At 59.9% G+C, this 15,684-nt stretch carries 9 protein-coding genes; 4 read left to right on the forward strand and 5 right to left on the reverse strand.

Annotated features, from left to right (window positions below):
• Nucleotides 1-297: 297 nt before the first annotated feature.
• The gene (locus tag NLK60_RS02255; protein WP_254809283.1) at nucleotides 298-1,698 is read right to left on the reverse strand and encodes an FAD-binding oxidoreductase; all 1,401 of its coding nucleotides are present in this window, start codon (nucleotides 1,696-1,698) and stop codon (nucleotides 298-300) included.
• Between the two features lie 149 nt (nucleotides 1,699-1,847).
• On the opposite strand from NLK60_RS02255, the gene NLK60_RS02260 reads away from it, so the two are divergent.
• The gene (locus tag NLK60_RS02260) at nucleotides 1,848-2,750 is read left to right on the forward strand and encodes a helix-turn-helix transcriptional regulator (protein ID WP_254809284.1); all 903 of its coding nucleotides are present in this window, start codon (nucleotides 1,848-1,850) and stop codon (nucleotides 2,748-2,750) included.
• 710 nt (nucleotides 2,751-3,460) lie between these two features.
• Complete coding sequence (locus NLK60_RS02265; RefSeq protein ID WP_254809285.1) at nucleotides 3,461-4,225, forward strand: aldo/keto reductase; 765 nt, start codon at nucleotides 3,461-3,463, stop codon at nucleotides 4,223-4,225.
• On the opposite strand, the gene NLK60_RS02270 is transcribed toward NLK60_RS02265, so the two are convergent.
• The 4 genes from NLK60_RS02270 to NLK60_RS02285 form a co-directional block, all read right to left on the reverse strand.
• On the reverse strand, nucleotides 4,226-5,356 hold the full coding sequence (locus tag NLK60_RS02270; protein WP_254809286.1) for a deoxyhypusine synthase: 1,131 nt from the start codon (nucleotides 5,354-5,356) through the stop codon (nucleotides 4,226-4,228).
• Nucleotides 5,357-5,503: 147 nt separating this feature from the next.
• Nucleotides 5,504-6,784 (reverse strand): hypothetical protein, encoded by a 1,281-nt coding sequence (locus NLK60_RS02275; RefSeq protein WP_254809287.1) that lies wholly within the window; start codon nucleotides 6,782-6,784, stop codon nucleotides 5,504-5,506.
• Nucleotides 6,785-7,092: 308 nt separating this feature from the next.
• A complete protein-coding gene (locus NLK60_RS02280) occupies nucleotides 7,093-7,866 on the reverse strand; it encodes a Nif3-like dinuclear metal center hexameric protein (protein WP_254809288.1) in 774 nt (257 codons plus the stop codon).
• A 136-nt stretch (nucleotides 7,867-8,002) separates the two neighbouring features.
• Complete coding sequence (locus tag NLK60_RS02285) at nucleotides 8,003-10,258, reverse strand: NADP-dependent malic enzyme (RefSeq protein WP_254809289.1); 2,256 nt, start codon at nucleotides 10,256-10,258, stop codon at nucleotides 8,003-8,005.
• 132 nt (nucleotides 10,259-10,390) lie between these two features.
• On the opposite strand from NLK60_RS02285, the gene NLK60_RS02290 reads away from it, so the two are divergent.
• Nucleotides 10,391-10,879, forward strand: a complete 489-nt coding sequence (locus tag NLK60_RS02290; protein ID WP_254809290.1) for a phosphopantetheine adenylyltransferase — start codon at nucleotides 10,391-10,393, stop codon at nucleotides 10,877-10,879.
• Nucleotides 10,880-11,410: 531 nt separating this feature from the next.
• Nucleotides 11,411-15,499 carry a glucodextranase DOMON-like domain-containing protein gene (locus NLK60_RS02295; protein WP_254809291.1) on the forward strand — a complete coding sequence of 1,363 codons (4,089 nt, stop codon included), beginning with the start codon at nucleotides 11,411-11,413 and terminating at the stop codon, nucleotides 15,497-15,499.
• The last annotated feature ends 185 nt before the right edge of the window (nucleotides 15,500-15,684 follow it).

Genomic DNA, 15,684 nt, shown 5'->3' on the forward strand with positions numbered 1-15,684 from the left:
GCCACACGTCTAGCACGGATAGACGCCGTGTACCCCGGTGACTGATCGCCTTCGTATTCGATGTTGGCGATCCGGCACGACTGTCCCGTCCTTTCTCCACGGTGGAGCATAGATCCGGCGTATTGTAGCGCAAACGGGTGTAATGTTACGCTGGATCTCATCGGAACTGGAATGGAAAATACAGTTACCGACCCGATATGATCTGTGACACCAGTAAATCGGTGGCCTCGGCACTCACATTTCGGAGTCTATCCATAGTGGTGACGACAAGCAGGAACCGAGCGGTTCCGGCCCCACTCAATCGGCGGACTTGGCTCCCCGATTCAGGTCGAAGAGACCCTCCGGATCGTACTCCTCTTTTAACCCGATCAACCGTTCGTAGGCCGGTCCGAACGTACTCTCGAGCGCAGCCTCACCACCCTCGAAGAAGCCCGGGAAGTTGAGGTAAAACGAGCCATCTGAGAACTGCCGCATGTCGTCGATGCAATCCCGCACCCACTCGACGTTGACATCGTCATTCGCGGAATCCTTCCAGTTCGCCTCGATTCCGAGGAGAAACGGCGCATGGCGTCCGACGAACGCAGTCTCGTCGAGGTCGACGTCCGTAATCGCGCCACCAAGCTCCCAGACGTCCACGGTCGAGAGCGGCGACGGTGCGGTCTCCGCCCAGTAACGAATCCGATCGATGGCGGACTCTGTGAGTCCATCGAGATAGAGCGATTTCCAGTAGTATCGCATCCCATCCGGGTAATCCTCGTCGAGGAGCTGCTGAAACTCGGTGTAGGGCATCGTTGCGCTGAAGTCGGCAATCGGTTCGCCGAGTTCCCGTAACGGTGCAAGCGCCTTCTCGCCGTCCTCGGGTGGTCCCGCGTAACACCCCAGAAAGCCGATTTTGAGGTCGTCCACCACGTCTGCGGGGAACACCTCCTCGTCTGCCATCACGCCGGTAGAAGAGAGCGTCGTAACCTCATCGGGCGCGCTCGAGACGTACTCGCGGTACGCTCGCAGATACTCGCCTGCTCGCTCCCCCGGATAGAGTACGAAACAGGTCGCCACCTCCGGTCCGGCCGGGTGGAGCTCGAACTCGAACCCAGTCACGACTCCGAGGCCGCCTCCGCCGCCACGAAATCCCCAGAACAGCTCCTCGTTTTCGTCGGCGCTGGCCGTCAGGTACCGCCCTTCCGCGGTGACGACGTCCACCGAGCGGAGGTTGTCACAGCTCAGGCCGTACTTGCACCGCAGGTGGCCGATCCCGCCACCGAGGGTGAGCCCCGCGACGCCGGTCTTCGAAACGACCCCGCCGGGCGTTGCCAGGCCGAACGCCTGGGTTTCGTGGTCGACGTCGGCCCACGTTGCACCGCCCTGAACCCACGCCGTGCGTTCTTCGGGATCGACCCAGACGGCTCGCATCTCCGAGAGGTCAATGACGAGGCCATCGTTACAGACGGCTGTGCCAGCGACGTTGTGGCCGCCACCGTGGACGGTCGCACGAAGGTCGTTCTCTCGAGCGAATTCGACGGCACGGATAACGTCTGCCACGCCCCGACAGCGGGCGATCAGTGCCGGATATTTATCGATCATCCCGTTCCAGACGGAACGGGCATCGTCGTACTCGGCGTCGTCGGGACGAACCACGTCCCCGTATACAGTGGTCTGAAACTGTTCGATGTGATCGTACTCGATGGTGGATTGGGCCATATACACATGAACGGCTGCAGCGTTGTTAGCCTCATTTACTGAAACAGGTTCGGTGGGTTACGCGCCATTTCAGGCCCTGAGATTGCTCTCGGTTCGCGAACGCGATAGAGTTACAACCTATGCTAACATTTAACAAGATGGTGGGTAACATGGAGTTCCACGAAGACGAAAGATCGACAGACAACGAGGGCCTACCGCCTGGCTCACCGATTCTGGAAGCCCTGCTCGAGAACGCACGAAACCAGCAGTATCTCGGACAGCGACTCGACGCCGCGGACAATCGTGTGGAAACGGATCTGCTCGGCGATATCGTTCGACACAGACCGGTTCTGGAGGCGCTCCGCACTGAACCCCTCGATCGTCGGGAGATCGAAGACCGACTCGACGTCTCACGGGCGACGAGTCACCGATTTACGCAGTGGCTCGACGGTCAGGGCTTCGTCGAGAAGGTCGACGGCCGGTTTCAGTTGACCGGGCGGGGTGAGGCAGTCGCCGACGAGGTGCTCCGGTTCGAGGCGAACGTTCGCACCGTCCATCGACTTGCACCGTTACTGGACACAATCTGTGCGGATCACCAAGAATTCGTCCTCGAACCGTTCGTGGATGCAAAAGTTACGCTTGCGGAGCCAGAAGCTCCCTACCAGCCGGTCGAGCGTTTCATTTCGTTACTCACGGAGTCGGAGACCTTCCGTGGGTTCAACACGACGCACATGGCCCCGCTCGTTCTCAGCGGGTTCCACAATCAGATCTTCGATGAGACTGACACAGAAATCATCTATCTCCCCCACATTGGTGGGAAACTCTTCGATACCTACCCCAAGCGCGCTCAGGAAGCGATCGATCGCGGACACCTCGCCCTCCGGACCCGTGATGATCTGCCGTACGGTCTCGCTATCTTCGACGAGCGCGTCGGGATTGGGGGCTACGACGAGGCCACTGGACTCATGCAGGTGTTCGTCGATACGGACGAGCCGATTGCATGCGAGTGGGCCGACCGGGTGTACGCCTCGGTCAGAGCGGATTCTGATCCACTCCACGAGCGGCACCCATGACTGGTAAAACACGCTCGAGAGAGCTAAACGCAATGAATGAAAGTGGTACATGTAAATCGATGGCCTCGGTACTCATAGGGTTCCTCACAACCGGGTGCCGAGTCCGGTTCGGGCGGAGTACATCGTCATCGGCCACTCGAGGCTACTTCCTCGAGGGCAAAATGGGTTCCTCATCTTGCGTTCGATTTTCCGGCCCCGATTAGGCCCTTGGATCCGAACGCGTGTCGACCGCGGCGTTGTACTCGTCGATCAGATTCTCCAGCCGGGTACTCGAGTGTGAACAGAACGTTGCTGGTGCACCGTCAGTAGCCGTTCGGGCCGGAGTCCATGACTCCGTCTTCGCGGTACTCGAGTCAGAATCGATGGCAGTTGTTTCGAGAGCGTTGGGTCGAACATCGGTTCTGGCGGTGTTTCTCGACGCGGGGGCACTCGATATTGTACTACTGGTGTTCGATTCGGTGGTCTCGGGTTCGGTGCTGGCGTGTGTTGGGGTTGTTTGCATTGGTGTCGGTTGAAATGGTGGTCAGCGTGCTGTCTCGGTATACAGTCTTAGAAGGAGGTTACGGGTACTGCTACAGCCGCTGACTGCTGGTGATCCGACATGGGTACTTCCACCTCCGTGGCCAAACAACATAAACATTCGTGATAGATCAAACGCTGCCAGGTGCTCGAGGCGAACCCTACTTGAGCCAGGACGCGAAGGATGCGGTATGAATCTTCCGCCGGTCGGACTCGGTACGATGGGGATCGAAGAGCCGGACGTGATCGCGACGGCACTCGAGTGTGGCTATCGACATCTGGATACGGCACAAATTTACGACAACGAGGTCGTCGTCGGTGCGGGCCTCGAACGAAGCGATGTCCCCCGGGAAGCAATCACGGTGGCGACAAAAGTCTGGGCAGACAAGCTCGAGCCCGAATCGGTCCAACAGAGCGTCCAAGAAAGCGCCCGAAAACTCGGTCTCGAGACGATAGACCTGTTGTACGTCCACCGACCAATCGAGACGTACGAATCCGAAGTGACGTTGCCAGTGTTCGATAGCCTTCGAGATGCGGGCAATATCGACCACGTCGGGCTTAGCAACTTTACGCTCGACGAACTCGAAACCGCTCGCCGAATCCTCGAGAGCCCGATAGGTGCTCACCAGATCGAGTACCATCCGTTGTTTGCAACGCCCGAACTGCTCGAGCACGCTCGAAGACACGAGTACCCGGTCGTCGCCTACTCGCCACTGGCCAGTGGCAGGGCCCGCGAAATCGAGGTGTTGGTCGAGATCGCGAATCGCCACGGGACGACCCCCGAAGCCGTCTCCCTCGCCTGGGTGCTCCAGCACGACACCGTCGTGGCGATTCCGAAAGCGAGCACTCGGTCCCATCTGGAGGCCAACCTCCAGGCAGCGAGCCTCGAGTTGACGCCCGGCGAAGTCGCTCGAATCGATGGCATCGAATGCGAAGAGGAGCTGTTTCCGGCGTGATTACGGGTTCGTTCCTTCGACTCGGTCTCGAGCTGCAGCCACGACTAGCGGCAGCGTAATCGTCGCGTCGCCGTACACCGAGACGTTTCGAGCGTCCTTCTCGAGTTTCCCCCACGACCGGGCTTCCTCGAGGGTGGCACCGGAGAGGCCGCCGGTCTGTGGTGGGTCCATCGTCAGCTGGACCGCATAGTCGTAGGCTCGCGGGGTGACCAGCATCGTCTGGAGCGTGAAGTTCTTCGGAACGCCGCCGCCGATGACGAACGCGCCGGCTTCGTCGGCCTCGAACGCCAGGTCGGTGAGTGCGGTCATGTCACCCAGCGCGTCCAACGTGAACGCCGTCGTCTGGGAGTACATCCAGGCCTGCAGTCCGAGGACGGAGTCCTGTACTGCCGGACAGTAAACAGGGACGTCGGCTTCGTAAGCCGCGGCGGCGAGTCCGGCCGACTCTTCGACGTTGTCACGCTCGTTTATCTCGAGGTTGGCACGCCCGAGTTCGCGGGTCAGTTCCTGAATCGACACGGAGCCGGATTCCTCGCACGCTGCCTCGAGTGGCGGGAACACCTCGCTTCGGAGGTGGCTCTCGAACTCGGCGAAGTGCTCCTGTGGCAGGTAGACGTTGTAAATCCGATCGACGCCCTCGTCGCGGAGGGTTTCGTCGTGTTCGCGTTCGGTTTTCCCCTCGGCGTGGGCACAGCCGTGGTGGTGTTTACCGCCAATGGCTTCGATGGCGTCATGGGTGAGGTTTGCGCCGGTGGTCACCAGTGCGTCGATGTAGCCGTCACGAACGAGGTCGGCGACGACTTTGCGCATACCAGTGGGGACCATCGCTCCGGCCAGGCCACAGAAGACGGTCACTTCGTCGTCGAACATCGCCGCCGTCACGCCGACAGCTTCGTGCAGATTTGCGGCCCCAACACCGGCGTGTCCGTACTGGTCGGCCAGTTCACCGACGCTCATCCCTGCCCAGACGTCCGTGTGACCGACCGGATCGTGGGAGAAGGTTTCTCGAGGCGGGTACTCGCTGTGGTCCTCGTCTTCGTGCTGTCCGCCAGCAGAATCGTCGCAGCGACGATCTTCGTCTTGGCTTTCATTTTCGTGGTGATCCGCGGTTCCATCGTGCTCGTCGGTCATTGTTCTCGAGTGCGCGTTCCTCGCTGTTTAACACCGCGGTTTGATCGTGGGAACATCACGATTTGGCCGTGATGCCGGGTCAGCGGAAAGATACTCGAGGCTGACTGTCGATACACGGCGAATCGCAAAAAAGCGGGATGTCACGACTTAGGCGGGAACGTCCGGCATATCGTTGTCGTTGTCTCCGTTATCGTTGTCGTGATCGTTTTTCTCACAGACGACGTCGGTGTTGGCGTCGGCTTCCGTAAGGAGCTTCCCGTCGTAGTAGAGACCGATTCGGGCTTTGCCTTTCTTGTCGAGTTTGACCCACAGATACTGACTCGAGTGCTTCGGCACCGTAATCGTCCCTTTCTGGTAGCGGTAGCGATGCTTCCAGACCAGTTTCATATCCTTGTGGCCGTGGTTCGTTACCCGATATTTCGCCCGACCGTGTTTCTTTTCTTTACCGTTGTCTCCCTCGTAGCAGATCGGCTCGAGTTCGATGACCTCTTTCGGGTCGGGTTTGCACTTTTTCTGGTCGTTCGCGTGTTTGACGTCGATCTGTTCGTCCTCGTAGTGCAAGGTCACGGTGACGTCGCCTTTGTAGGCGTCGACCCAGAAGTAAGTCGAGTCGTTCCCCTTGACGTCAACCGTGCCCGACTGGTCCGTGCCGTAGGCGTTCCAGGTCACCGAGACAGGCTGGCGATTGTGGTTGTCGACGCGGAACTTCGATCGGTGTTTTTCGTAGCAGATTCCGACGAGGCGGATCTGATCAGGATCGGGCTCACACTTGGTCTCGGTGTTTGCCTTCGCCTGGTGGACTTTCTTCCCGTCGTAGTATAAGCCGACCTTCGCCTTGCCTTTGCGGTCCAGTTTGACCCAGACGTATCGCGACTCACCGGGCATAATCGTTCGGACGCCGTACTGCTTGCTGTAGTAGTTCTTCCAGACGACCTCCATTTTGTGCCAATGGTGGTTGGTGATGCGGAATTTTGCTTCACCGTGTTCGTGTTTGCTGTGCTTTCCATCGACGTAACACACTGGCTCGAGGCGTAGCGCTTCTTTCGGGTCAGGTTTGCACTTCTTCTGGTCGTTGGCGTGCTTGACGTCGATCTGTTCGTCTTTGTAATGAAGTGTCACCGTCGCATCGCCTTTGTGGGCATCGACCCAGAAGTACTTCGAGTCTCTCGCCGGAACCGTTATCGTCCCGGACTGGTCGGTCCCGTAGACGTTCCAGGTTACCTCGACTTCCTTTTTGTGTTCGTTGTCGACGCGGAACTTCGAACGCTCTTTTTCGTAGCAGATTGCGACGAGGCGAATCTGCTTTTCGTGTTCATCCGCGCTCGCGCTCGAGGACCCCAGTGCGAAGCCGGAGCCGCCGAGGACGGCACCGGTCGTTGCGATTCGTTTCAAACTGTCTCGACGTGTGATTGGACGGTTGTCTGTCATGGTCGACTCTCGGATGGAACCCGGAGTATCAACCCATCCACCAAACGGATAGTTTGTAATCGATGAACTACCTCGTTTCACGACCCTCATTCGACGAAAACGGTCTCGAGGCGCTGAATTCCACGAAGAGTGACCGATACTGGTGACCGAGTATGCAGTGATAAACTGGGTTTGGCTCACGGATGGGTGACCAAAACGCCCCACTCTCGTCTCCGGATCCGAACGCCCGACCCGCCGGTTAGCGCCATTGTAGCCTCTAGTACGTCCTTTCTGCGAGAAGTCACACCGAACAGCAGGGTAATTCCCGACTACAGTCCCGTCGGAACCTCGAGATAGGTGGTCTCGAGACCCCACGACTCGGCTTTCGCTTGCAGCGAGCGCACGCCGAACGTTTCAGTCGCGTAGTGACCGGCCAGCGCGACGTGAATGCCGGCTTCGCGGGCGTCGTGGTACACCTGTTGTTTTCCTTCGCCAGTGACGAGGACGTCAGCGCCTGCATCGACTGCTTCGTCGAGCCAGTCGACGCCGCTGCCGGTGACGATGGCGATCTTCTCGATCCGTTCGGGGCCGAACTCGAGTATCGGTACCGGCCTCCCACCCGTCTCAAGCGACTGCTCGAGGGTTTCACGGAGGGTCGTGACGGTATATGGCTCGTCGACCCGACCACGCTGTCCGATGTGCTCCGGACCGTACGAACCGAACGGCTCCCGGTCACCCAACTCGAGAACGTCAGCCACGCCTGCTGCGTTTCCGAGCTCCGGATGCGAATCGAGCGGTAAGTGTGAGACGTACAACGCGAGGTCGTTGTCGATCAGTGCCTCGAGGCGGTCGTACGTGCGACCGGTGACGTGCTCGATGCCACCCCAGGAGATGCCGTGGTGGGTAACGAGCACGTCTGCACCGGCGTCTGCGGCACCCGCTATCGTTTCGAGGGCGGCGTCGACGGCGAACGCGGCGTGCCCGACCGTGGTTTTCTCGCCGTCGGGCCCGACCTGTAACCCGTTTGCGCTCGCGTCGAGGTCCGCGAAATCGGCGGTCCGTAGGTCGTCGTCGAGTCTATTGACGAACGTCGAGAGTTGCATACACAGCCCTTTAGGCTGGACCGACGTGAATATTCACGATTCGGGTCGCTCGAGGGAGGTGTTAGGAGAACATATGCCCTGAACCGGCCGAGAAAACCGAGACGGAAACGGGAACGATGTCTCGGGTGCGGTGAGGTTATTCTTTCTGGGCGTCGACGACGGCAACGCCGGCGAGGTTGACGATGTCTTTGACTTCGTCGCCTCGTTGCAGGACGTGAACCGGTTTGTCCATGCCGACGAGCATCGGGCCGATGGCCTCTGCGCCACCGAGTCGCTGGAGCAGTTTGTACCCAATGTTGCCCGACTCGAGGTTCGGGAAGACGAGCACGTTCGCGGCTTCATCGAGTTCCGAGAACTCGTAGGTGCCGGTGAGGATGTCCTCGACGACGGCCGTGTCGGCCTGCATCTCACCGTCGACCGGGAAGTCGACCTCCGGATCGCCTTGCAACATCTCCGTTGCGCGGCGTGGTTTTCGCGTGCCTTCGTTGTCGACGCTGCCGAAGTTCGAGTACGAGAGCAACGCCGCGCGTGGCTCGACGTTGAACCGACGGGCGAGTTTGGCAGTTTGTTTCGTTATCTCGGCCAGCACTTCCTCGTCGGGGTCCTGATTGACCGTCGCATCCGCACAGAAGACGATTCGGTTTTTGAACGTCAGGAGGTAGACACCGGCGGCGTACTCGACGTCTTCGGCCGTGCCGATGACCTGCAGGGGCGGTCGCAGTGCGGACGGATAGTGGTGGGTCAGCCCGGTCAAGAGTGCATCTGCGTCGCCCTGTTCGACCATCACGCTCCCGAAGTAGTTGGTGTCCCGACGGATCAGGTCCGTGGCCTCCGAACGAGTGATACCCTTACGCTGTCTGAGTTCGAACAGGCGGTCTGCGTACTCGCCGTAGTTTCCATCGTCGGGGTCTGCAACGGTCGGTTCGAAATCGAGGCCGAGTCCACGAGCGGCCTCGAGAATCGTCTCCTCGTTGCCGATCAGAACGGGATGGGCGATTCCTTGCTCTTGTATCTGGTAGGCTGCGCGAATCATCTTCTCGTCTTCGCCCTCTGCCAGGGCGACCCGCTTTGGCTCGCTCTTGGCCTTGTTGAGAACGACGCGCATCATCTCTCGAGATTTGCCCAGGCGGGCCTCGAGTTGCTCCTCGTACTCCTGGACGTCGACGTCGACTCGGGCCGAACCGGAATCGACGGCCGCTTTGGCGACGGCCGGTGCCACGCGGAACAGCACCCGTGGGTCGACCGGTTTGGGGATGATGTAGTCGGGGCCGAACTGAATCGGCTGGTCGCCGTAGGCTTTGACGACCGCATCTGGGACGTCCTGGCGAGCGAGGTCGGCGAGTGCGCGAGCGGCTGCGACTTTCATCTCCTCGTTGATTTCCGTCGCGCGCACGTCCAGGGCCCCGCGGAAAATGAACGGGAATCCGAGGACGTTGTTCACCTGATTGGGGTAATCTGACCGTCCCGTTGCCATGATCACGTCGTCGTCACGAGCTTCTTTGGCTTCGTGGTAGCCGATTTCGGGATCGGGATTGGCCATTGCGAAAATGATTGGGTTGTCGCCCATCGACTGCACCATCTCCTGAGAGACGAGGCCGCCGATTGAGAGGCCGACGAACACGTCTGCTCCCTCCATTGCGTCGGCGAGGTCGCCGGCAGAGACGTCGCGCGCGAACTCCCGTTTGTACTCGTTAACGTCGCCGGATTCCGCCCGGTCGGTGGTGATGATTCCCGAGGAATCACACATCGTAATGTTCTCGCGTTTTGCTCCGAGCGAGACGTAAAATCGGGCCGTCGCGAGAGCGCTCGCACCCGCTCCAGAGAACACAATATCGAGTTCCTCGAGTGCTTTGCCGGCTATTTCGGCGGCATTGACGAGTGCAGCACCGGAAATAATCGCCGTGCCGTGCTGGTCGTCGTGGAAGACGGGGATGTCCATCTCCTCGCGAAGCCGTTCCTCGACGGTGAAACACTCCGGCGCCTTGATGTCTTCCAGGTTGATGCCACCGAAGGTCGGCCCCATCATCTTGATCGCTTCGACCAGTTTGTCGGGGTCGGCTTCATCGAGTTCGATGTCGAACACGTCGATATCGGCGAATCGTTTGAACAATACGCCTTTCCCCTCCATGACGGGCTTTGACGCCTGTGCACCAATGTCTCCGAGGCCTAGCACGGCAGAGCCGTTCGAAACCACGCCGACGAGATTGCCTTTGGCCGTGTAGGTGTAGGCATCGTTTTCGTCGTCGTGAATTTCCATACAGGGTGCCGCAACCCCCGGCGAATAGGCGAGCGAGAGGTCGCGCTGTGTGTTCGTCGGCTTTGTCGTCGAAATTTCGACTTTGCCCGGTGGATCAACCCGATGGTATTCCAGGGCGTCTTCATCCAGTCCCATACAGAGGGGACGAACGGGCAGTACAAAAAACGATGCGAAAGTGGCATTAGACAATCGTCGAACTTTTCACCCACGTCTCCCGGTTGCTCCCGATTCGACCCTTTTATACAGTTCCCGTGAGTCACCTCGGGTATGGACGTCGCGCTTGGTGGGACGTTCGACCCCGTTCACGATGGGCACCGCAACCTGTTCGAACGGGCGTTCGAACTCGGGGATGTGACCGTCGGACTGACCAGTGACGAACTCGCACCGAAAACGCGACACGTCGACCGGTACGTCCGGCCGTACGACGAGCGGAAACGCGACCTCGAGGCCGAACTCGAACCTCTCGCCGAGAAACACGACCGTTCGTTCACCATCCGCACCCTCTCTGAGCCGACCGGTATCGCGACCGAACCACAGTTCGACTACCTTATCGTCTCCCCGGAAACCGTCGACGGCGGCAAACGAATCAACGAACTCCGTCGCGACCAGGGTCACGACCCCCTCGAGATCATCATCGTCCCCCACGTGTACGCCGAAGACGGCGATATCATCTCGAGTACCCGTATCGTCAACGGCGAAATCGACGAACACGGCAATCTGACGCCGGATCGGGACGGTCGTGGTCGGTCGCGCTAGCACCTTCCCAAACGTCGACGAATGCGTGAAACCGGACAACAGCAATCGGTTTCACGCATTCGTTCAGGTTTGGGAAGCCACTAGTGAGAACGGAACGATTGTAGCCGAAAAACATCATTTTCACACTAATCAGTAGCGATAGGATTTGAATGCGCATTTTCATCGCCTAAAATATAACGTTCCTGTATCGTCCGTTTTATACTAGCCAGTGAAACGGTTTACACACCTACCGCGACGCCCGGTTGCGATAGGGTGTGCACTGACTTTCACTGGCTACTATAGCTCCGAAGGATTCCCTTCTATGCCACTCATAGGAGCCATCCAAAGTCACTGCACATCCTCACCACAAGATATCTTCGCGGTTTCTCTCGAGTATCAGTTCGTGGCGCCGAAATGACTGTCCGGATAGACACTGCTAAGTGTGATGAATAATTACACCCAACCTGCAAGACGATCCGACCGACACGTTCACACGGTTCACGGTCTCGAGGACGCCCTCCAGACGCACTGTCGGCGGGTCAACTCTCAATCATGAGCGATCAACACGACACACCGACGTCGGTGCACAGGCGAACGGTACTGGGTGGTCTCGCAGGACTCGGGGCACTTGGCGTGGCCACCGGTTTGTCCAGTTCAACGGCAACAGCGAGCCCGGATGCCCTCGAGGCGAGCGGTATCGATACCTTCCATCCGGGCCATCCGCGCTTCGTCCAGGTCGGGGAGAAACTGTGGAATTCGGCGTTCGTCGGCCCTGAACTCATCGGCGGGCGTGACAATCTCGCGCCGTCGGTTCCGGCGGCCGAAGCCGACGCCGAGAACTACGCACCCGAGGACTTCGAGTGGTCGATCAGTTCGAAGCCCGACGACAGCGAGGCCGAACTGACCTACCAGTCTTCGCTCGACCCCGACCAGCCGCGGTACGACGAAGGGCGAGACAACGTCACCGAGTTCGAAGCCGACGTGCCCGGTACCTACGTCCTCGAACTCGAGGGACCGGACGGAACGCACGAACTCACGATCTATGCGTTCCCCGAACCCGATTCAGCGGCCGGTGGTCCGCCTCGAATCGAACTCGAAGGCGAGTACGACGATGGTACCTTCACCATCGGGACGAACGCCGCGCTCGCACCAAACAGCCAGGCGTCACGGGATGCACTCGAGGTCGTCTTCCTGGCTGACGACCGCGACGCGCTGTCGACCGACGACATCGAAACCGACGCAGATGCGCTCACCGGCCAGGTCGACGTCGACGCACTCGAGGGCGAAGCCGCCCGCGTGCACGCCGTCGTCACTGATGGGAATCACCAGAGCGTCCTCGACACCATCGAACTGGAACCGGACGGAGAGATTTCGTTGCCAAACCGTGCCCCGGAGTGGATGGAAGACGGCGTTATGTACCAGATCTTCCCCCGTTCGTGGTCCGGCGAGCGCGGCGAGACGACGTTCGAAGATCTCATCGACGGCGTCGACTATCTCGACGAGCTTGGAGTCGACGCCGTCTGGATGACGCCGGTGGTCCCCGCCGAAAGCGTCGACAAACTGTTCGGGAACAACAATTTATCCGGGTTCCAGGAAGGCGAACTACCCGGCGGCGGTCCACACGGCTACGACACGAACGACTACTTCGGGGTCGCTGAGGACCTAGCGTTCGACGGTATGGACCCGGTCGAGGCATACACGGCGTTCGTCGATGCCTGTCACGAACGAGATATCAAGGTCGTCTTCGACCTGGTGATCAACCACGCTGGTCGCGGCCATCCGTTCTTCCAGGACACCATCGCCGAACAGGGCACCGAGCCCCCAGCGCCTGATTGGGAGTACCCACCTGTCGAGGCCTGGAACGAGGATTCGAAGTACTTCGACTGGTGGGACCGACTCGAGGCACCGGTTACACACGATGGCGAGGTCGTCGACCCAGCGCCACAGACCACCGGGTTCTGGGGACTGCGGGTCATGCCAAACTGGAACTTCGACAACGTCGCCGTACGCGAACACTTCCTTGCGGTCGCCGAGTTCTGGTCCGGCGAAGTCGGCGTCGACGGATTCCGCTGTGACATTGCCTGGGGTGCCCCCCACAGCATCTGGAAGGACATCCGTGAAGTCGTCCGGGACAACGACAGCGAGTTCCTCATGCTCGACGAAGCGATTCCGAAAGACCGGACGTTCTCCGAGAACGAGTTCGACATGCACTTCGACACCGACGGATTCACGACGACCACTCACGATGTGGCCAACGGACTCGCCTCGCCCGGCAACCTCTACGACGACGTTCGCGCCCGTCAGGAAGACGGCTTCCCGGAGTACTCGCTTCTCCTGAACGCTGTCGAAAACCACGACGAACACCGATTGCTCAACCAGACCGTCGCCGACATCTACAACCCGAACCACGACGAGTTGACCGAGGAGGACTGGGAGGCGGGAGCGACGCTCCAGCGAGCCTGCTGGGCTGCCGGGGTTACTCTCCCTGGCGTCCCGTTCGTCTATTACGGCCAGGAACGCCAGATCAGTCGCTACGGAGAGGGTCGACACCTGGGCGAGGACGATCCACGTGGTATCGCTGCAGATGGCTCGGTCGATATCGGTGCCGACGTCCGACCCGGCGGTCGCCAGCGCGCGTTCATGAACTGGGACGAGTACGACGAAGACCACTTCGAGTTTTACAAAGACCTCATCGATACCTACCACGAAATCGATGTCCTGAAAAACGACGCCGCGCTCGTCGGCGAGTGGTACGACTCCGACGACCGCGTTCTCGTCTTCGGTCGTGACGGAAGCCACCTCTCAGAGGTTTCCGGACCGGAACGCGCCGTCGTCATCGTCAATTTCGAGACCGATGGGCCGGCAACGGTCGACCTTCGGTCGGAGGTCCTGTCCACTGACGTGATTTCCGGGGACGATATCGCCGTCTCGAGCGACGACGAGCGAATCACCGTCGACGTCGACGAGGTGGCCATTCTCGAGACGCCGACGTTCTACGCGCCGGGCGACCGAATCGCCAATCTCACTGTGGCCCCGGGCACCGACGACGGAAACGGCCGCTACCGATATCCTACTGGTGAGCAGTTCACCGACGGCATCTTCGATATGGTTGGTGTCAGCGTGCACGACGGCGCCGACACCCACCAGGTTCGCGTCGAGGTCGGCGGTGACCTCGTCAACCACGAAGGCTACGAGGGCGGGTTTACCGACCAGCACATCCAGTTGTACCTGAGCGACGGGAGCGGTGACGGAACCGAGTTGGCTCGAGAAGGCGTCAACGCGACGTTCGCCGAACCCTACCAGTATCGCGTAATCGCCGACGGCGAACACGGCGTCCGCGTCGAAACCGCAGATGGAGCGCACGTCGAAACGGGCACCGTCTCGGCCAATCCGGCAGACGATTCCATCCTGCTCGAGTTCCCCAAAGGAGCGCTTCCTGGCGGCATCGAAGCGATGGATCTCTCGATTCTCATGCTGGGTTACGATCCGGAAGCCCCGGGGAACGTCCGACAGGTGACCGAAGACGCCACGGAGACGACGTTTGGCGGCGCACAGAACGATTCCGCACCGAACGTGATCGACCTGACGACGCCCGGCGACGTGCCGAACTTCCAGGCGCTGGCTTACAGCGATGGAACCCTGGCGACGATTCCGTACGTGCCGCTGGCGACGGATCTCGAGGAAATTGCCACGTTCGACGAACCAACGGGCGAGCCCTATGGGCCGGGGACCTACGAGTATCCGACCAGCGACGACTTCTACGAGGGCGCGTGGGATATCGATGAGTTGACAGTCTCTGCCTCACGCGACAACGTCGAATTCTCCTTTACCATGGCGACCGAGGTCCAGAACCCATGGGGACTCCCACGGCCGTTCTCCCACCAGTTTTACCAGATATACATTTACGATCCAGCCACGGATGGCCCGGAAAGTGTGTCCGGGCGCGCTGGGTTGAACGCGAACATGGCCTCGCCGTACAACTACCGTATCGTCGTCAACGGCGAATCGAACGAAACGGTCGAAAGCGCCGACGGCGAGACCGTCACCTCGAACGTCGAGACGAACGTCGAGGGTCGAACCGTCTCGATTCGCGTCCCGGCCGACGCAATCGGATGGGATGGTGACGCCAACGGCGGTATCGGCATCGCTGCACTCGTCGCCCCATTCGACGGGTTTGGAGAAGGTAACGTTCGTGGCATCGGTACGGAAGCCGAAGAGTACACTATCGGTGGCGGGACCGGCACGAACGACCCGGCAGTGATGGATATGATCACGCCCGATGGCGTCGACCGAATCGACGTTCTTTCCGAATACGGGGAGGACTCGTTGGTCGAAATCCCGTTCGTCGTCCTTGGGGAGGTCGATTTACCTGATGCGGGAGACGTCGACGTCTCGGACGAAGATGAGGAAGACGCGGACGAGGAAGACCACGATGAGGAGGCGGATACCGATGAGGAAACCGACCCAGGTGACGGTGCGGATGACGCGGGCGACGACACCGTAACCGAACCTGATGAGGATGCAGACGACGACGGTATGCCCGGATTTGGGGCTGTCGTCGGCGCGGCAGGGCTCGCCGGTGGCGGTGCCCTCGCAGCGAAACGGTTTGCCAGCGAGCGGGACGAAGGAGACGAGAAATAGGGACTGATGGACGGTCAGAGTTGTTCGGCACGACTGCACGGGTGGGCCGAACCGATGGGGTTTGGCTCATCCGTCGACGCGCGACAGAACTGGGCTACTCGAGCGTAAATCGGGTGATCGAATTAAAACTGTCCCAAACCTACAATAAGCAGAGCGCAAAAAATTCACGATAAGGTAATCTTACT

The organism is Natronosalvus amylolyticus (assembly GCF_024298845.1).
Lineage (GTDB): Archaea > Halobacteriota > Halobacteria > Halobacteriales > Natrialbaceae > Natronosalvus > Natronosalvus amylolyticus.

Excerpts from the sequence above, each read along its gene's own strand:
- NLK60_RS02255 (WP_254809283.1), bottom strand. The coding sequence starts at position 1,698 with ATGGCCCAATCCACCATCGAGTACGATCACATCGAACAGTTTCAGACC.
- NLK60_RS02260 (WP_254809284.1), top strand. The coding sequence starts at position 1,848 with ATGGAGTTCCACGAAGACGAAAGATCGACAGACAACGAGGGCCTACCG.
- NLK60_RS02265 (WP_254809285.1), top strand. The coding sequence starts at position 3,461 with ATGAATCTTCCGCCGGTCGGACTCGGTACGATGGGGATCGAAGAGCCG.
- NLK60_RS02270 (WP_254809286.1), bottom strand. The coding sequence starts at position 5,356 with ATGACCGACGAGCACGATGGAACCGCGGATCACCACGAAAATGAAAGC.
- NLK60_RS02275 (WP_254809287.1), bottom strand. The coding sequence starts at position 6,784 with ATGACAGACAACCGTCCAATCACACGTCGAGACAGTTTGAAACGAATC.
- NLK60_RS02280 (WP_254809288.1), bottom strand. The coding sequence starts at position 7,866 with ATGCAACTCTCGACGTTCGTCAATAGACTCGACGACGACCTACGGACC.
- NLK60_RS02285 (WP_254809289.1), bottom strand. The coding sequence starts at position 10,258 with ATGGGACTGGATGAAGACGCCCTGGAATACCATCGGGTTGATCCACCG.
- NLK60_RS02290 (WP_254809290.1), top strand. The coding sequence starts at position 10,391 with ATGGACGTCGCGCTTGGTGGGACGTTCGACCCCGTTCACGATGGGCAC.
- NLK60_RS02295 (WP_254809291.1), top strand. The coding sequence starts at position 11,411 with ATGAGCGATCAACACGACACACCGACGTCGGTGCACAGGCGAACGGTA.